An 18,017-nucleotide genomic window follows, 5' to 3' on the forward strand; every position below is an offset into this window, starting at 1 on the left:
GAAAAGGACGTCGATTACTCGTCGTTCTTGGTCTTGAGAACCTTACGGCCACGGTAGAAGCCGTTAGGGCTGATGTGGTGACGCAGGTGCGTTTCACCGGTCGTAGGCTCGATGCCCAGTTGTGGCGCGACCAGGAAGTCGTGCGAACGGTGCATGCCGCGCTTCGAAGGGGATTTCTTATTCTGCTGAACTGCCATGACTAACTCCTAATACATAAGTTCTAAAATTCTAACACATTCGACCAGCAAATACATGCGAATCGAGTATCCCAGCGGCAAATAATTACTTTGCCGACATGTTTAACGCTTGTACTGCATTTCCCTGCTTACTGCCATACTCGATTGCTACACGCGTTTGACACGTTTGTTACGTCCTGCTTATTCGGTTTTCAGGTCCTTGAGGCCGGCGAACGGCGACGGCTTGACGGCCTTCAGCGCATCGAGCTGCCTGGTATCGGGGCAGACTTCGTGCTTCGGCACCTGCGGCAGCGCCAGCAGCGCCTCGTCTTCGATCAGGTCGCGGATGTCGGTGGTGCGGCTGCCGACGATCACATCGATGCTCTCGTCGTCGAGGACTTCCTCGATCGCATCGGCATCCTCGTCGTCCTTGCCCAGCACCAGCATGGTCGACGAATCCATTTCATAGGCAAACGGGGTCAGGCATCGCTGGCATACCAGCTGCACGGTTCCGGAGACCGACAAGGTCATCGACGGATAGCCATGGCTGGTGACCGCGCCGTCGACTGCCCAGGCGATATCGCCAGACTGGTCGGCGCATTCCTTGCTCAAGCGGCTCATTTCAGCGACTGGCGTGACGCCATCGCGATGGCCGTTGCTTCGACTAAATTCAAAAGCGTCGATGACAAAAGCGCTCATTTGAGAAACCACCCCGAGAAAACCTGCGATAATAGCAGGGTTATCCCCATGCAGTCAAAGACTTGCCGCTTTTTTTTGCGGCGATGGGCCAGGCGTGTTGCCCGCGACACGAATTGGCAGGCTGCCTCCCCACCGAGCCTTCGATGATACCAAATTCCGCCCCGCCCCGCCTGATTCTTGCGTCGAGTTCGGCCTATCGCCGCGAGCTGCTGTCGCGTTTGCAACTGCCGTTCGAGGTGATGGCGCCCGACATCGACGAGACGCCGTTGTCGGGCGAACAACCGGAAACGACGGCGCTGCGGCTGGCGCGCGAAAAGGCGTCGGCGGTAGCGCGCCAGGCGCCAGGCGCGATCGTCATCGGCTCCGACCAGGTCGCCACGCTCGATGGCGAGCAGATCGGCAAGCCGGGCGACCATCCGCGCGCGCTGGCCCAGCTGCAGAAGATGCGCGGACGGCGCGTGGTGTTCCATACGGCCCTGTGCGTGTGGGACAGCCGCGCCTGCGCCCTCACCGGCCCGGCGCAGCTGGAAAACATCCAGACCATCGTGACCTTCCGCGACCTGCCCGACGCCGAGCTGGACGCCTACCTGCGCATCGAGCAGCCTTACGATTGCGCCGGCAGCGCCAAGAACGAAGGGCTCGGCATCGCGATCCTGGAACGGATCGACAGCAGCGACCCGACCGCGCTGACCGGCCTGCCGATGATTGCGCTTAGCGCCATGCTGCGCAAGGCCGGCGTGCGGTTTTTCGGCCTTTGAACCTCTTACCTCACCAATAAAAATATGCCCGGCATTCTGTACCTGATTCCCAACACCCTGGGCCCTGCCGACGCCGCTCCCGGCGCGCTGAACCATGTCATTCCCGAGCACGTGCAGGCGCTGACCGCGCGGCTCGACTGCTTTGTCGCCGAGAACGCGAAGACCGCGCGCGCGTTTTTGAAACTGATTGCGATCGACCATCCGCTGGCCAGGCCATTGCAGGAAATCGATATCGCGGAACTGAACGTCAACACGCCGCCGGCGGCGCTCGAAGGCTTGCTGGCGCCGCTGCTGGCGGGACGCGATTGCGGCCTGGTGTCGGAAGCGGGCGTGCCGGCGGTGGCCGATCCCGGCGCCGACCTGGTGCGCCTGGCGCATCAGCACGGCATCTCGGTCAAGCCGCTGGTGGGACCGTCGTCGCTGCTGCTGGCGGTGATGGCGAGCGGGCTGAACGGGCAGAGCTTTGCGTTCAACGGGTATTTGCCGACGGACGCGGCGCTACGGGTCAAGCGGATCAAGGAGCTGGAGCAGCGGTCCAGCCGCGAGAAGCAGACGCAGTTGCTGATCGAGACGCCGTATCGGAACGGCGCGATGCTCGAAGCGCTGTCGGGGTCGTGCCTGCCGGGGACGCTGATTTGCGTGGCGACCGATTTGTCGCTGCCGACCGAATCGATCCGCACCTTGAGCGCGGCGAAGTGGAAGTCGCAGCTGGCAGCCGGCAAGGCGCCGGACTTCCACAAGAAGCCGACCGTTTTCCTGCTGCTCGCGTAAGCGCCTGTCGTACCAGCGCAGGCTGGTACCCATGCTGAAGATGCGAATCGATCGGCTTGCTCAGTATAGGTACCAGCCTTCGCTGGTACGACGACCTGGCTAGTGGACTTCTTGGGCCAGCTCGTTGATCCACTCGAAGGCGGCCAGTTCGATCTCGCGCAGGTCCTTGATCGTCAAATCCAAATGGCGCAGCGCCGTCGTCAGCGACTTGCCGCATTTGTCTTTTTCCAGCATCTCGACGATGTTGAGCATCTCGCCATACTCGCCCTCGCGGTCCAGCAGCGCGGCGCGCGCCTCTCCCGCCACGTCGACGGTGTCGAGAATGTCCTGCATCGACATCGAAAACAGTGCATCGGTCAGCGACATGATGCCGACCGTGAAGCCGGTGTCGGCCGCGGCGCGCTGGCCCGGATGGATCTTCAGGCTCATCAGTTCGAGCATCTTGCCGCGCGTGGTGGCCATCTGCAGCAGCGGCATGTTCATTTCGACCTTGGCGCCTGGCGCCGCGTACAGCAGGATCTGCAACCAGCGCTGCAACTGCTGGCGCCCCAGCACTTCGATCGCCTCGCCCAAGGTGTCGATCTTGCCGCGCACGCCGGCGGCCGGCGTGTTCACCAGGCGCAGCAGGTTCAGGCTGATCAGGGCGTCGCGCTTGACCGCCAGCTCGATCGTGTGATTGTCGGCATCGGAGCGCACCAGTTCCAGCAGGTCGAGGATCGCCAGCTCGGACGGCGCGATTTTCTTGCCGCTCATGATGTCGGGATGGGCGAAATAGAAGCCCTGGAAATATTCGAAGCCCAGCTCGAGGCACAGGCGGAATTCTTCCTGCGTCTCCACCTTCTCGGCCAGCAACTTCTTGTTCTGCTGGCGCAGCGAGGCGGTCAGCGACGGCAGGCGCGCCGGGTCGACGCCCTTGACGTCGATCTTGATCACGTCGACCAGTTCGACCAGCGCGCGCACGTCCTCGGACACGGCGATCACGTCGTCGAGCGCGAACTTGAAGCCCAGCGTCTTGAGTTCGCGCACGCGCGCCACCAGCTCGGGCGTGGCCTTGACGGTTTCGAGGATTTCGAGAATGACCTTGTCGGCCGGCAGGAAGCGCACGTAGTCGCTCATCAGCGCCGCCTCGGTGACGTTGACGAACGCCAGTTGTGCGCCTACAACATGTTCCATGCCCAGCTGCGATGCGTGCGAGATCACCGCGGCCGTGGCGGCGGCGTCGTCGGTCACGTTTGCCTCGGTCGAGCCGGCCGTGCGAAACAGCAATTCGAACGCGACCAGGTGCTGGTCACGGCCGAGAATTGGCTGACGCGCGAGGAAAAACTCGTCGAACGGCAAAGACATTTGATTCGCAACTATGGACACGCGAAACTCCCTTGAATCGGTCAGGCACGCAAACTCCCGACGGTCGCACCGTCAGTGAAATGCCTACATACCGAATATACACCAATTTTCGATTTCTTTACATTTAGACATCGAAAACGTGTGCGGAGTTCACGGCCGGCGCGACCCCGGCGTGCGCGGGCCGGTCGGACGGCCGCTGGTCGGGCGCGACGACGTCTTGCGCGGCGCGGCAGCGGCCGGAGTGCCTGCCGGGGCCTGGCCAGGCAGGCGCAAGCTGCCGGTGCCCGAAGTCGGGCTGGCGCGGCGCGCGTTGCCGACCGGCACGCGGACCGTGCCGTTGGCGCCCACGCGGCTCGACGCCGAGCCGGTGACCTGCACGCCGGATTCGATCACGAAAGTGGCGCCCTCGTCCTTGCCGAGCACCTTCACCAGGTAAGGCATCACCTGCTGCAGGATCGGCTCGAGCGTGTACGGCGGGTTGACGATGAACATGCCGCTGCTGTGCAGGCCGAAGCCGTCCGGGCCGGGCGTCGCGACGGTCAGCGTGACGTTCAGCCAGTCCTTGCACGGCAGGCGCTTGAGCTTGTCGGCGAACTGGCGCGATTCCATGCGCTGCAGCAGCGGGTACCAGATCGCGAAGGTGCCCGACGGGAAGCGGCCGAGCGATTCCTCGACGGCGTCGCGCACCTTGCGGTAGTCCTGCTTGTCTTCATACGGCGGGTCGATCAGCACCAGCGCGCGGCGCGACGGCGGCGGCAGCAGGGTTTTCAGGGCGTGGAAGCCATCGCCGCGCTCGACCAGCACGCGCTTGCCGCGGCCGGCCGGGCGTTCGCCCTGGGCGGCGGCGTGCTCGGCGACCTTGCGGAAATTGTCGGCCAGGATCTTGGCGTCGGCCGGATGCAGCTCGAACAGGCGCAGGCGGTCCTGCTCGCGCATCGACTTGTCGGCGCAGTACGGCGAGCCCGGGTAGTAGCGCATCTTGCCGCTCGGGTTCAGGCCCTTGACCAGGTCGACGTAATCGGCCAGCGGCTTGGGCAGGTCCTTGCGGTCCCACAGCGGCGCGATGCCGGTTTCGTATTCGGCGTTCTTGGAAGCATAGCCACTGTCGAGCGCGTACACACCGGCGCCCGAGTGGGTGTCGATGTAAGAGTAGGCGGTGTCCTTTTGGTTCATGTATTCGTGCAGCTGAATTTGCACGAAGTGCTTCAGGACGTCGGCGTGGTTACCCGCGTGAAAGGCGTGGCGGTAGCTAAGCATGGTGTTTCCAAGTAGTGAATCGGGGGAATATCCCGACATTATCCACTACAACTGGAAACTGCTGGCGCGGGCTGTGCTGGCGGCGGCGACCAAAACGGGGTCAGGTCCGGCGGACCTGACCCAAATCTTGGTCGGCGGCGCGTGCTTAAGCGACCTTCTTCTCATCGAAGAATTGCTCGTCTTCGGTCGAGCCGTGCAGCGCCGTGGTCGAGCTCTGACCTTGCTGAATCGTCTGCGTCACCGCATCGAAATAGCTGGTGCCGACTTCGCGCTGGTGCTTGACCGCCGTGAAGCCCTTGTCGGCGGCGGCGAATTCGGCCTCCTGCAGCTCGACGAAGGCCGTCATGTTGCGGCGCGCGTAGCCATGGGCTAGGTTGAACATGCCATAGTTGAGCGCATGGAAACCGGCCAGCGTGATGAACTGGAACTTGTAGCCCATCGCGCCCAGCTCGCGCTGGAACTTGGCGATGGTCGCGTCGTCCAGGTTTTTCTTCCAGTTGAACGAGGGCGAGCAGTTATAGGCCAGCATCTTGCCCGGGAACTTGGCGTGCACCGCGTCGGCGAAGGCCTTGGCGAACGCCAGGTCGGGCTTGCCGGTCTCGCACCACACCAGGTCGGCATACGGACAGTAGGCCAGCGCGCGCGACACCGATTGCTCCAGGCCATTCTTCACGCGGTAGAAGCCCTCGACGGTACGCTCGCCGGTGCAGAACGGCTGGTCGTTGGGGTCGATGTCGGAGGTCAGCAGGTCGGCCGCCTCGGCGTCGGTGCGGGCGATTACCAGGGTGCGCGTGCCCATCACGTCGGCCGCCAGGCGCGCGGCGGTCAGCTTCTCGACGAATTCGCGGGTCGGCACCAGCACCTTGCCGCCCATGTGGCCGCATTTCTTGACCGACGCCAGCTGGTCCTCGAAGTGCACGCCGGCCGCGCCCGCGTCGATCATCGACTTCATCAGCTCGTAGGCGTTGAGCACGCCGCCGAACCCGGCTTCCGCATCGGCGATGATCGGCGCGAAGTAATCGACGTCGTCCTTGCCCTCGGACCACTGGATCTGGTCGGCGCGCTGGAAGGTGTTGTTGATGCGGCGAACCACCGTCGGCACCGAGTTGGCCGGGTACAGCGACTGGTCCGGATACATTTCGCCGGCCACGTTGGCGTCGCCCGCCACCTGCCAGCCGGACAGGTAGATCGCTTTCAGGCCGGCCTTGACCTGCTGCATGGCCTGGTTGCCGGTCAGCGCGCCGAGGGTGGCGACGAACGGCTCGGTATGCAGCAAGTCCCACATCTTGTCAGCGCCGCGCTGGGCGATCGTGTGCTCGATCTGCAGCGAGCCGCGCAGGCGCACCACGTCGTCCGCGCTATAGCTGCGCTTGACGCCGTTCCAGCGCGGGTTGGTGTCCCAGTCTTTTTGCAGTGCTGCTGCTTGCTGTTCACGCGATGCCATGGTGTTCTCCTGATTGAAAAGCCGAGTTAAAAAGCGAATGCCTTAGACACAGTGTAAGCCGGTATGGTGCGTAGCAACACACTCTTATATAAGACACATAAGCAAAATTTATTCGTTTAAAATCAATTACCTGAAACAGGTATTTCGGGATGCGGAATGAAATTTCTCGCCATGGGAGAAAACAGGAATATTTATCCGCGCACTTTTTCACAATGCGAAACGATATTTCCGTCAGATGAAAAGCGCAGCGATGGGCAAGAAATTGTAGGGGCAGGCAGCGGCGTCCGTGTTGACGCCGTGCAACTTCAAGAGGGAGTCAGGTGAGCTTCTTTTGCGACACGAGGATGCCGTCGGCGTCGGCGTAGATCCAGTCGCCAGGATTGATCGGCACGCCGCCGACGTAGACCGGCACGCCGTGGGTGCCGGCGCCGGTCCTGGCCGGGCGCTGCGGGTGCGCCGCCAGCGCGCGCACGCCGATTTCGCAGCTGTTGATTTCGTCGCAGTCGCGCACGCAGCCGTCGACCACGATGCCGCTCCAGCCGTTGTCCTGCGCCAGCAGCGCCAGCTGGCCGCCGACCAGCGCACGGCGCAAGCTGCCGCCGCCGTCGACCACCAGCACGTGGCCATTGCCCGGCCCTTCCAGGGTCGATCGCACCAGAGCGTTGTCCTCGAATACCTTGACGGTGATTGCGGGCCCGGAGAACTTCACGCGCTGGCCGTATAGCAGGAACACCGGCGGCAGCACCTTCACGCGGCCGTCGTCGAGCTCCTGCGGGTGGGCGTCGCAAAGATCGCAAGTGGCAAAGTCCATGGCGGTTCCAGGTAAATGAAGATAAGTGATTTTATGCCTGTTGCAGCACCGGCGCGCGTTTGCCGGCGCCGACGCCGACCGCGGTGGCGATCGCCAGCGCCTGGAACAGGCCGATGCAGACGAACACCCACGACGGATGGTGCGCATCCATCAGCGCGCCGAACATCAGCGGGCCGACCGCCAGGCCGGAGTCCAGGCCCGAATACACCACGCCGAACACGCGGCCGGTGGCGTTGGGCGGCGCGCTTGCGCGGATCAGGAGGTCGCGCGACGGGCCGGCCACGCCGGAAGCGAGGCCGATCGCGCCCATCAGCGGCACCACCATCCACGCCGGGACGGCGGCCATCGCCAGCAGCACGGCCAGCGCGGCGGCCAGCGCGAACGAGATCACGATCACGCGGTCGTGCTGGCTCGAACGGGTGGCGACGAAGCCGCCGGCGATCATGCCGCCGGCCGAGGCCAGCATGTAGGCCGTGTAGGCAGTGGTTGCCGACGCCAGCGACACGCCGTACAGCGCCACCAGGCTGGTCGAGGCGAAGCTCTGGATGCCGGCCAGCGCGACCGCCGACAGGAAGAAGAAGCCGAAGCACATCCACACGGTCGGCAGGCGCAGGAAGTCGAACGAGCCTTCCTGCTTGCTGCCTGCGGGTTTTGCGGGGGCCGGATCCGCGCGCAGCGCGTGACGATTGAAATACAGGAGCAGCAGCACGCACACAGGGATCGCGGCCGACGCCAGCACGGCGGTGCGCCAGCTCGACAGGACGGCGACGCCGGCGAGGAAGATCGGCGCCGCGGCCCAGCCGAGGTTGCCGCTGATGCCGTGCACCGAGAAGCCGTGCGCCAGGCGCGCCTTCGACACGCGCTGGTTCAGCAGCGTGTAGTCGGCCGGATGGAACACCGAGTTGCCGACGCCGGCCAGCATCGAACCGGCCAGCAGCATCGGGTAGCCGTTGGCGCCGGCCAGTAGCACCGCGGCCACACCGAGCAAGGCGACGCCGCCGAACAGCACGCGGAAGGCGCCGACGCGGTCGACCACGAAGCCGGCGAGCGCCTGGCCGACGCCGGAGACGACGAAGAACACCGTCATCAGCAGGCCGAGTTCAGCGTAGGTGAGATTGAATGCAGGCCTCAGCCAGGGGAACAGCGCGGCCAGGATCAGGTGATAGAAGTGCGAGGTGCCGTGGGCGAGTCCCACCAGCGAGATGACGCGCGCGTCGTGGCGCAGCGATGGCGTTTGCATGAATTATCCTGCTGTAGTCGAGCAGGATATTGTAGCGCCGATGGTTCGGGTTCGCTGGCGCCGCCGTGGCAAACAGGGATCAGGTCCGTCGGACCTGACCCCATCTTGCTTAGACGCCGGTGTCGTCGAAGACCAGGTTGCCGTGGCTGCCGACCCGCACCGGGATCGTGTCCTTCGGCCCGAACCGCCCCGACAGAATCAGCTTGGACAGCGGATTTTCGATCTGCTGCTGAATCGCGCGCTTGAGCGGCCGCGCGCCATACACCGGATCGTAGCCGGCCTCCGCGATTTTCTGCAGCGCCTCTTCCGACACGTCGAGCGACATCTCCATCTTGGCCAGCCGCTCCACCAGCTGGCGCAGCTGGATCTTGGCGATCGCGCCGATGTTCTTTTCGTCGAGCGCATGGAACACCACGATTTCGTCGATCCGGTTGATGAACTCGGGCCGGAAATGGTTGCGCACTTCGCCCATCACGGCCAGCTTCACCACGCTCGGATCGGCGTTGTCCATCGACTGGATCATGTGCGATCCCAGGTTCGAGGTCATCACGATCACGGTGTTCTTGAAATCCACCGTGCGCCCCTGCCCGTCCGTCATGCGGCCGTCGTCGAGCACCTGCAGCAGCACGTTGAACACATCGTGGTGAGCCTTCTCCACTTCGTCCAGCAGGATCACGCTGTATGGCCGGCGCCGCACCGCCTCGGTCAGGTAGCCGCCTTCGTCGTAGCCGACATATCCCGGCGGCGCGCCGATCAGCCGCGCCACCGAATGCTTCTCCATGAATTCGCTCATGTCGATGCGGATCATCGATTCCTCGCTGTCGAACAGGAAGGTGGCCAGCGCCTTGCACAACTCGGTCTTGCCGACGCCCGTCGGTCCCAGGAACATGAACGAGCCATACGGACGGTTCGGGTCGGACAGGCCGGCGCGCGAACGGCGGATCGCGTCCGACACCGCATGGATCGCTTCGTCCTGGCCCACCACGCGCTCGTGCAGCTTCTCTTCGATGTGCAGCAGCTTGTCGCGCTCGCCCTGCATCATGCGCGACACCGGGATGCCGGTCGCGCGCGACACCACCTCGGCGATTTCTTCGGCCCCGACCTGGGTGCGCAGCAGTTTCGGCTTGGCCTCGGCGCCATCACGCGCGGCCGCTTCCTCCGCGTGCTTCAGCTGCGACTCCAATTCGGGCAGCTTGCCGTACTGAAGCTCGGACATCAGCGCGTAGTCGCTGCGCCGCTTGGCCTCTTCCATCTGGTGGCGGATCCGCTCGATCTCCTCCTTGATGTGCGTGGTCCCCTGCACCATCGCCTTTTCAGCTTTCAGGATCTCCTCGTAATCGTTGTACTCGCGTTCAAGGCGCGCGATCTCCTCGTCGATCAGGCCGAGCCGGCGCAGCGACGCTTCGTCCTTCTCCTTCTTGACCGCTTCCTTCTCGATCTTCAGCTGGATGATGCGGCGTTCCAGCTTGTCCATCACCTCCGGCTTGGAGTCGATCTCGATCTTGATCTTCGACGCCGCCTCGTCGATCAGGTCGATCGCCTTGTCCGGCAGGAAGCGGTCGCTGATGTAGCGGTGCGACAGTTCGGCCGCCGCGATGATGGCCGGGTCGGTAATCTCGACCTTGTGGTGCAGTTCGTATTTATCCTGCAGGCCGCGCAGGATGGCGATGGTCGCTTCGACCGTCGGCTCGTCGACCAGCACTTTCTGGAAGCGGCGCTCGAGCGCGGCGTCCTTCTCGACATACTTGCGGTACTCGTCGAGCGTGGTGGCGCCGACGCAATGCAGCTCGCCGCGCGCCAGCGCCGGCTTGAGCATGTTCCCCGCGTCCATCGCGCCTTCGGCCTTGCCGGCGCCGACCATCGTGTGCAGCTCGTCGATGAAGACGATGGTCTGGCCCTCGTCCATCGCCAGTTCCTTCAGCACGGACTTCAGGCGCTCCTCGAATTCGCCGCGGTACTTGGCGCCGGCCAGCAGGCCGGCCATGTCGAGCGACAGCACGCGCTTGCCCTTGAGCGAATCGGGCACTTCGTCGTTGACGATGCGCTGCGCCAGGCCTTCGACGATCGCGGTCTTGCCGACGCCCGGTTCGCCGATCAGCACCGGGTTGTTCTTGGTGCGGCGCTGCAGGATCTGGATGGTGCGGCGGATCTCGTCGTCGCGGCCGATCACCGGATCGAGCTTGCCCTGGCGCGCGCGCTCGGTCAGGTCGATCGTGTATTTCTTGAGCGCCTCGCGCTGGCCCTCGGCGTCCTGCGAGTTGACCGATTCGCCGCCGCGCACCGCGCCGATCGCGGCGTCGAGCGACTTGCGCGTCAGGCCGGCTTCGCGCGCCACGCGGCCCGCGTCGGATTTGTCTTCGGTCAGCGCCAGCAGCACCATCTCGCTGGAGACAAACTGGTCGCCGCGCTTCTGGGCTTCCTTGTCGGCCAGGTTCAGCATCGCCATCAGCTCGCGGCTGACCTGGGTTTCGCCGCCGGTGCCCGACACCTTGGGCAGGCGGTCGAGCGAACTTTTCACCGCCGTGGCCAGGCCGCCGACGTTGACGCCGGCGCGCTGCAGCAGCGAGCGCGCGCCGCCGTCATCCTGGTTCAGCAGCGCGGTCAACAGGTGGACCGGCTCTATATATTGGTTATCGTTGCCAACCGCCAGGCTCTGCGCGTCGGACAGCGCTTCCTGTAGCTTGGTCGTGAGTTTGTCTTGCCGCATGGAATGCTCCTGAATGAGGATTTTTCAATAGAAACAAGATGGGTTCCGAAACCTGCTTTTCAAGAACCCTGGAAACCCGATCATGAATGAAAAATGCGCCCGAGGGCGCAGTGTTCGTTGCCAATGTTTTGCCGGGGTCAGGTCCGGCGGACCTGACCCCGCTCTTGTCGCCGTCGCCTGCTTCAACCGGCTAACGCGCGCCAGGTGGCAAAGCCGGCCACGCAGCACGCCAGCGCGCCGAACAGGTGCATCGCGGTGTGCGCAAGCGCCCAGCCGTAATCGCCGCGCTGGAGCAGCAGCATCGACTCGCCGGAAAATGTGGAGAACGTGGTCAGCCCGCCGAGGAAGCCGGTAATGGCGAACAGGCGCCATTCCGGCGACAGGTGCGGGTACGCGGAAAAGAAACCGAGCGCGAGGCCGATCAGATAGCCGCCGCCCAGATTGGCGACCAGGGTGCCGAGATTCAGTTTGCCGTGCACGCTGCCCAGGTACAGCGCCAGCCCCCAGCGCAGCCACGCACCGAGCGCAGCGCCGAAACCCACCGCCACCCAGCTCAAGACTGAGCCCACTTCGCCATTGCGGCTTCGTCGGTGACGCGCGCATCGACCCAGCGTGCGCCCTCCGGCGTCTGTTCTTTCTTCCAGAACGGCGCGTCGGTCTTCAGGTAATCGATGATGAATTCGCAGGCCGCGAACGCTTCCCCGCGGTGTGCCGAACTGACCGCCACCAGCACGATCTGCTCCATCGGCTTGAGCGGCCCGACACGGTGGATCACCAGCGCGCCGGACAGCGGCCAGCGCGCGCAAGCCTGTTCGATGATGTTCTTCAGCGACTGCTCGGTCATGCCTGGATAGTGTTCGAGCTCCATCTCGGCGACGCTGGCGCCTTCGTTCATGTCGCGCACCGCGCCGACGAACGTCACCACGGCGCCCACGCGCGGATTGTCGGCGCGCAGGCGCGCCACTTCGGCAGTCAGGTCGAAGTCCTCCTTCTGCACCCTCGCCTCTTTCATCGCGCCTCCTTGCCGATGCGCGCGAACAGCTGGCCGATGCGCGCGGCGGTGCGGTCGTCGACCAGCGCCGGCGTGGCCACCAGCTGCTGGAACTGCGCCGCCTGCGTCAGCGGCTTGTGGCCGGACTTGAGCGACGACTGCAGCACTTCGACCTGCATCTTCAGGCGGTCGCGCGCGAACTCGCTGCCGCTGTCGATGCCGGCGGCAATTTCAAGCCGCAGCACTTCCCGCAGCAGCGTCGCGCGGTTCTGTTCGAGCAGCTTGACGTAAGCGGCGCGGTCGCCGGCCAGCGCGGCAAGCGCGGCCTGGAAGCGCGTCGACAGGATGCGTTCGTAGTCGGGCTGCAAAGGCGCCAGCGCGGACCAGCGCGCGTCCCAGTCCTGCCCTTCGGCGGTGCCGGCGGCCAGCGCCGCTTCCAGGTCCTGGCACAGGCGCAGCTTGTCGCGCATCGCATTCGCCTGCGCGATGCCGGCGGCTCGGCGCGCGTTGTCGGCCTGTTGCTGGATGGCGGCGATCGCCGCGTGGTAGCGCTTGTCGACCTTGGCCTCGACCGCGCGCGGCACCGCCCCGATCGCGTGCCATTCGTTAGCCGCTTCGCGCAGCAGGCGCGTCGCGGTGGCGGCATCGAGCGTTTCCTGCGCCGCCGCTTCGAGGCGCGCCGAGATGGCGTCCTTCGACATCTGGTGCGTGCGCCGTTCGGCGTCGGCCGCGTGCGCAGTCTCCTTGCGCTTGGCGAACACGGCGTCGCAAGCGGCGCGGAAGCGATGCCACATCGCCTGCTCCGCCTTGCGTTCCAGCGGCAGCGCGCGCGCCAGTTCCTGCCAGCGTTCCTGCGCGGCGCGCAAGGCGTCGAGCGCGTGGCGGTCGGCCGGATTGAGCGCGGCCACCTGCTCGATCAGTTCTTCGCGGTGCGCCACTTCCGACTTGCGCTGCTGTTCCAGCGGTCCTTGCAGGATGTTCAGCACATCGGCGAACTGCTGGTCGAGCTTCTTCTTTTCCTTGCGGTCGATCGCGCCCAGGTGGCTCCAGCCGAGGCGCAGCTTCTGCACCGTCGACGCCATGCGCTTCCAGTCGACGCTGTCGGCGCCCTTCATTTTCTCCGCTTCGGCGTTCGCCTCGTCGATCAGGTGCTGCGCCTTGGCGGCGTTGGTGTGACGCTCTTCGGCCAGATGCTTGAAATGCGCGGCGGCCGGCGCGTACGCCGCCGTGCAGGCGGCGTCGAAGCGCTCCCACAGGCTTTTCGGCGCGGCGCCCGACAGCGTGTCGAGCGCCTTCCAGCGTTCGCGCATGCTGCCGACCTTCTTGGCCAGCTCGCTCATCGCCAGCGACTGCGACGTCAGCTGCTCGACCGCCTTGATCAGTTCTTCGCGCGAGACATTGCCGCCCCAGCGCGCCCAGTCCGACAGGCGTTTGAGTTCGGCGCGCGCGTGCGCCAGCCGTTCCGATTGCGCGCCGGTCAGGCGCGCGCCTTTTAACTCCTTGAGCGCCTTGTCGTGCTCCGCCGCGCTGTGCAGCGAACCCTGTTCCAGCGCCGATTCCATCGCGGAGAGGTTGTCGATGAAGTGGGCGTCGGCGCCGGGCTGCTTCTGCTGCGCGGGCCGCTGTTCTTTATGCTTTGCCTGCGGCGGCGGAATGGTGGCGAGCAGTTCGTCGAAGCGCGCCTGCTGGCTGGCCGCGTCGTCGCCGGCGGGACTGGCGGGCAGCTTGCTCCATTCGCGCTTGAGGGTGTCGGCGTGCAGCGACGCCGGCGGCGTGGCCAGCCAGCCGGCCAGGATCGCCTCGCGTTTGGCGTGCGCGTCCTGCCCTTGCTCGAGCGCGCCCAGGCTGGCCGTGATGCGCGCGTGTTCGGCGGCGAAGTCGTTGAGCAGCTGGCGCGGCAGCGAGGCGTGTTCTGGCGCCGACAGCGCGGCGGCGTGGGCGTCGGCGAACTGCGCGAGCTGCGCGGCGATGTCGGCCGCCGGGATGCCGCCGGCACCCAGCTTGCGCAGCGCTGCCAGGCTGTCGATCACGGAGCGCTGCAGCGACACCTGCGCTTCGAGGCGCTGCGCCAGCGCGGCGCGCGCGGCGTCGAACTGCGGCGCCAGCTCGGTCGCCGCGATCACCGACCAGCGGCGATCGAGGTCCGCCACCATGTTGGGCGTGAGCTTTTCGTCCTTCAGCAGCTGCGCGGCCTGGTCGATGCAGGCCTGGCCGCGCTGCAGTTCGGCCTGGTGATGGCGGATCGCGTCGAGGCGCGACTGCATCAGTTTGGCCACGCGCCGGTCGGTATTGCGGATCGCGGCGTGCACGCGCTCCAGCTGGGCCGGCGTGTGGACGAATTCGGCCGCGGCCAGGCGCAGCTCGGAATACTCGGAGTGCAGGATGAATTCGACCGCTTGCGCCTCGTCGCCCGCCAGTTCGCGCACCTTTTCGGCTTGCAGCGCGCGTTGCGAAGCGCCCGGCGCGCCAGCCGGGTCGGCCTTCGCATCCGTCGCGGCCGGCGGGTCGCCCGGCTTGTCGCCCGGGCGCTTGAAAAGGAATTCGAACATGGCGTCGGCTCTATCGCTCAAAACCGCCATGATAGCAAGAAGGCAGGCTTTCGGGCGGCGAACCGGCGCCGGCGCCTGCTCAGTGCGCCAGCGTGGCCCGCCTGGCGCGCGCGGCGGCCAGGCGGCCCGACGACACGGCGGCCTCGTCGGGAGGGCGGCTGGGTTTGGTGGCCTGCACCCAGGCGTCGTGCGCCAGCATCTTGTTGGCGATCGAAAACCAGGCCTCGCCCGAGATCACGCTGCGCGCGACCGGGAACAGTTCCTGCTCCTCGCGCGCCAGGCGCTGCAGCAGCGCGTTGCAGAAGGTGTCGACCGAGGCGCAGAATTCGGCCACCCGGTCGGCCGAGTCGACCGACAGGCCGGCGAAGCGCTCGGCGATGTCGCCCAGCGCGTCGGCGGCGGCGCCGTTCAGGCGCTCGAGCTCGAGCAGCAGCTGGTCGGCCTCATGGGTGGCGCGATGGATCGCCGGAATCAGGAATTTTTCGATCTTGCGCCAGTGGCAAGTATCGTAGACGCGGCGCAGGGTGGCGCAGGCGTAGTCCACCTGGCCCGGAGTCAATGCCCGCTGTTGTATGAAATTGCTGTAAAGGACTTTTTGCAGGGACTGCAGACTCACCCGGACGCTGGCTTGCTCGACCGATAGTGCGACCAGCGTGTATGTGGCAGTTAGCATTCGTTCTCCTCCGGAAATACCCGGCCAGCAACCGGCCCGCGCGCTGCGCGGCCATTGCCAATCGGGAAAGGGGTTGTCGGGAACGGGCCTGGGGTGTTTTCTTTTATTCATCAGCCCGAAGGAACCAGTGTAAATAGCTCAACAGAACCGGGTTTGATCTAGCGCAAACTCGGCCGTCTGGCTCTGCGGGAACCAGCGTTGCGGGAGGCCAACGAAGGATGCCGGGCGCGCGCCGCGCCGGGGTCTGACCCGCACTTCGGGTCAGACCCCGGACGCGAGCGCAGCTTCGAGTTGCGCGCCGAAACCGGCGGGAATCGTCTGCGAAACCACCACTTCGGTGCAGCCGTGCCAGCGCGCGCAGCGAGTCAGCGCGGCGGCGACGTCGCGGGTGAAGCGATCGCTCACGCGCACGCCGGGTTCGAGTTCCAGCGCCTTCAGTTCGAACCGTCGGTCGCGCCGGTGCGCCTTGGCGTCGACCCGGCCGACCAGCGCGCCGCGGCGCAGGATCGGCAAGGTGAAGTAGCCGTAGCGGCGTTTCTCCGCCGGCGTGTAGCACTCGAGCCGGTAGTCGAAGCCGAACAGCTCCAGCGCGCGCTTGCGATCCCAGACGATCGGGTCGAACGGCGACAGAATCGCGGTGACGCTCGGCGCCAGGGCGCCATCGGCCGCGCTGCGGGCCAGGTCGGCGTGATCGGGATGCACGTATACAGGCGCCTCCCAGCCTTCGACGCGCGCACGCAGCAGCGCGCCCTGCTCCACCAGCGCGTCGGCGTCGGGATGCGGGCGGCGGGTGCGGTGATAGTCGGGAATCCACGCCGCCCTGGCGACGCCCAGCGCCTTCACCGCGCGCAGCGCCATGTCGCGCCGGGTCTCGGCAAGCGGCGCAAGCCGGCTGTCGTGCCAGGTCGGGTGGACCCGCTCGGCCAGGTCGTACACGCGCTGGAAGTTGTGGCGCCGCGCGATCATCAGCTGGCCGGCCGTGAACAGCACTTCGAGCGAACGCTTCTCGCTCTTCCAGCCCCACCAGCCGCCGGCCTCGCCGTCGGTGCGCTCGAAGTCCGACGACCGGGTGGCGCCGTGGGCGCGGATGTGATCCAGCACCGCCGCCACTTCGCCGGCCTTCTCGGTCTTCCAGCTTTCCGAATACTTCCATCCCATCGCGGACGGGTCGAGCATGCGATGGCGATACAGGCCGTAATCCTCGATCGGCACGAAGCAGGCCTCGTGCGCCCAGTATTCGAACAGGCGCCCTTCGGCCAGGTGCTGGTCCAGCCACGCGGGGTCGTAGTCGCCGAGGCGGCTCCACAGCACCAGGTAGGGGCTGCGCGCGACCACGCTGATGGTGTCGATCTGCAGCACGCCCATGGCGCGGATCGCGGCCATCACGTCGTCCTTGGTCGCCTTGCGGCGGCGCGGCTGCAGCATGCCCTGGGCAGCGAGGTGGAGGGCGCGCGCGGCGGCCAGCGATAGTGTCAGTTCGGTCATGCCCGCAATTCTAATACCGGCGGTCAAGCGCGCCGGGGATCGATGCCGCTGAACACGACGCGCCGGCCGCCCTCCCCTTTGGCGTCGATCAAGGAAGCGCGCGGCTCATCCTTATACGATCAACAATTCGACCAACGCCAACAGGACTCCATCATGAACGACCTGAACATCGAATTCAAACTCGACCGCATCCACTGTCACGACGAAGGCGACGGCCCTGGGAACGCCGAACCTTATCTCTGGACAGTGTTCTTCAAGGTGGATGGCGACACCGTCGTCGTCAATACCGACGACCTGAGCCACGTGTTCCTACAAGGAGCACCGACCGTCGCGACCACGCCGGGCAACCACGGCAATCTGGGCACCAGCGATGTCGACGAGGGCGACGACGTCGCCATTCCAGCCATTATTGGCGAGTACCGGACGATCCTGAAGCCCATTCCACTGACGACTCCGGTGCTGGGCAAGAGCGAAGTCGGCGGCATGATCGGCTGCATCGTGGTGCTGATGGAGGAGGACAACACTTCCGACTCCGATGCCGCGCGCGGCCATGAACGGCTAGACAGCACGGTGCGCGACAAGCTGTCCGAACTGCTCGGCAAGCTGAGCATCAGCAATCAGTCCCCCACCCAGGCAGACATCGACCAGATGACCGACCAGATCGGCTCGGCCGTGAAGGCGGCGATCAAGGATGGCGTGAGTGTCGTCGAATGGCTGCTTGGCTTCGGCAACATGGATGACCAGATCGGCAGCGCCGTATTCCGCTTTGCCCACGGCGAGCTGGAAGCGGCAGGCGGCCCGATCCCGTTCAGCCGTCGCTGGGATAACGAAGGCGACTGGGAATTGTTCGGCCACATCCAGGCGACACCGATCCGCCGTCCTGAATCGAAGTGCTGCGAGGAGCTCAAGCGCAAGAACAAGGAACTCGAACGCATTCTCGCCCTGCACGCGAAGCGCCTCGCCAAGCTGGAAGCGGAAACGCACGCGCAGGCTTCCGACTTCGCCTCGGCCATCGCGCGCGCTAAGGCGACCGCAAAACCCGTCAAACAAGGGTAGATTGCGCCGGGGGCCGGATCCCGCCGACCCGCCCCCGCTGGCTGCGTTATAGTGTG

At 65.5% G+C, this 18,017-nt stretch carries 17 protein-coding genes; 4 read left to right on the plus strand and 13 right to left on the minus strand.

The features are described 5' to 3' along the window. Positions 1-14: 14 nt before the first annotated feature. Entirely contained in the window at positions 15-197 is a 183-nt protein-coding gene (gene rpmF, locus AC1D02_RS04820) for a 50S ribosomal protein L32 (RefSeq protein ID WP_008449924.1), read from the minus strand. A gap of 180 nt (positions 198-377) precedes the next feature. Further along, positions 378-875, minus strand: coding sequence for a YceD family protein (locus tag AC1D02_RS04825; RefSeq protein ID WP_477314273.1), 498 nt, complete (start codon positions 873-875; stop codon positions 378-380). A 143-nt stretch (positions 876-1,018) separates the two neighbouring features. On the opposite strand from AC1D02_RS04825, the gene AC1D02_RS04830 reads away from it, so the two are divergent. Next, positions 1,019-1,633: a Maf-like protein gene (locus AC1D02_RS04830; RefSeq protein ID WP_477314275.1), complete on the plus strand. Its 615-nt coding sequence runs from the start codon at positions 1,019-1,021 to the stop codon at positions 1,631-1,633. Between the two features lie 24 nt (positions 1,634-1,657). Next, entirely contained in the window at positions 1,658-2,404 is a 747-nt protein-coding gene (locus AC1D02_RS04835; protein WP_477314277.1) for an SAM-dependent methyltransferase, read from the plus strand. Between the two features lie 99 nt (positions 2,405-2,503). On the opposite strand, the gene AC1D02_RS04840 is transcribed toward AC1D02_RS04835, so the two are convergent. From AC1D02_RS04840 to aceA, 3 genes are all read right to left on the minus strand, one after another. Beyond that, complete coding sequence (locus AC1D02_RS04840; protein ID WP_477314279.1) at positions 2,504-3,748, minus strand: EAL and HDOD domain-containing protein; 1,245 nt, start codon at positions 3,746-3,748, stop codon at positions 2,504-2,506. 150 nt (positions 3,749-3,898) lie between these two features. After that, positions 3,899-5,005, minus strand: a complete 1,107-nt coding sequence (locus tag AC1D02_RS04845; protein WP_477314281.1) for a 23S rRNA (adenine(2030)-N(6))-methyltransferase RlmJ — start codon at positions 5,003-5,005, stop codon at positions 3,899-3,901. A 145-nt stretch (positions 5,006-5,150) separates the two neighbouring features. Continuing rightward, positions 5,151-6,449 (minus strand): isocitrate lyase, encoded by a 1,299-nt coding sequence (aceA, locus tag AC1D02_RS04850; RefSeq protein ID WP_477314283.1) that lies wholly within the window; start codon positions 6,447-6,449, stop codon positions 5,151-5,153. A 156-nt stretch (positions 6,450-6,605) separates the two neighbouring features. Between aceA and AC1D02_RS04855 the strand changes: the two genes are divergently transcribed. Then, positions 6,606-6,773, plus strand: coding sequence for a hypothetical protein (locus AC1D02_RS04855; RefSeq protein ID WP_477314285.1), 168 nt, complete (start codon positions 6,606-6,608; stop codon positions 6,771-6,773). Here the strand turns inward: AC1D02_RS04855 and rraA are convergent. The 8 genes from rraA to AC1D02_RS04895 all read right to left on the minus strand — a co-directional run bounded on the left by rraA (position 6,766) and on the right by AC1D02_RS04895 (position 16,905). Next, positions 6,766-7,260, minus strand: a complete 495-nt coding sequence (gene rraA / locus AC1D02_RS04860) for a ribonuclease E activity regulator RraA (protein WP_477314287.1) — start codon at positions 7,258-7,260, stop codon at positions 6,766-6,768. The two genes, AC1D02_RS04855 and rraA, sit on opposite strands and share 8 nt — an antisense overlap. A gap of 31 nt (positions 7,261-7,291) precedes the next feature. After that, positions 7,292-8,500: an MFS transporter gene (locus AC1D02_RS04865; protein ID WP_477314289.1), complete on the minus strand. Its 1,209-nt coding sequence runs from the start codon at positions 8,498-8,500 to the stop codon at positions 7,292-7,294. Between the two features lie 109 nt (positions 8,501-8,609). Then, positions 8,610-11,207, minus strand: coding sequence for an ATP-dependent chaperone ClpB (clpB, locus tag AC1D02_RS04870; protein ID WP_477314291.1), 2,598 nt, complete (start codon positions 11,205-11,207; stop codon positions 8,610-8,612). A gap of 182 nt (positions 11,208-11,389) precedes the next feature. Beyond that, on the minus strand, positions 11,390-11,776 hold the full coding sequence (gene crcB, locus AC1D02_RS04875; protein ID WP_477314293.1) for a fluoride efflux transporter CrcB: 387 nt from the start codon (positions 11,774-11,776) through the stop codon (positions 11,390-11,392). Then, positions 11,761-12,219, minus strand: coding sequence for a molybdopterin synthase catalytic subunit MoaE (moaE, locus tag AC1D02_RS04880; RefSeq protein WP_477314295.1), 459 nt, complete (start codon positions 12,217-12,219; stop codon positions 11,761-11,763). Before moaE ends, crcB begins: the two co-directional genes overlap by 16 nt. Next, positions 12,216-14,747, minus strand: coding sequence for a DUF349 domain-containing protein (locus AC1D02_RS04885; protein WP_477314297.1), 2,532 nt, complete (start codon positions 14,745-14,747; stop codon positions 12,216-12,218). Before AC1D02_RS04885 ends, moaE begins: the two co-directional genes overlap by 4 nt. A 79-nt stretch (positions 14,748-14,826) precedes the next feature. Further along, a complete protein-coding gene (locus AC1D02_RS04890; protein ID WP_477314299.1) occupies positions 14,827-15,420 on the minus strand; it encodes a hypothetical protein in 594 nt (197 codons plus the stop codon). Between the two features lie 261 nt (positions 15,421-15,681). After that, positions 15,682-16,905, minus strand: coding sequence for a winged helix-turn-helix domain-containing protein (locus AC1D02_RS04895; protein ID WP_477314301.1), 1,224 nt, complete (start codon positions 16,903-16,905; stop codon positions 15,682-15,684). 153 nt (positions 16,906-17,058) lie between these two features. Here AC1D02_RS04895 and AC1D02_RS04900 point away from each other — a divergent pair, with 153 nt between their 5' ends. Then, complete coding sequence (locus AC1D02_RS04900) at positions 17,059-17,961, plus strand: hypothetical protein (protein ID WP_477314303.1); 903 nt, start codon at positions 17,059-17,061, stop codon at positions 17,959-17,961. Positions 17,962-18,017: the final 56 nt, after the last annotated feature.

It is taken from the genome of Massilia sp. P1_C10 (assembly GCF_056406475.1).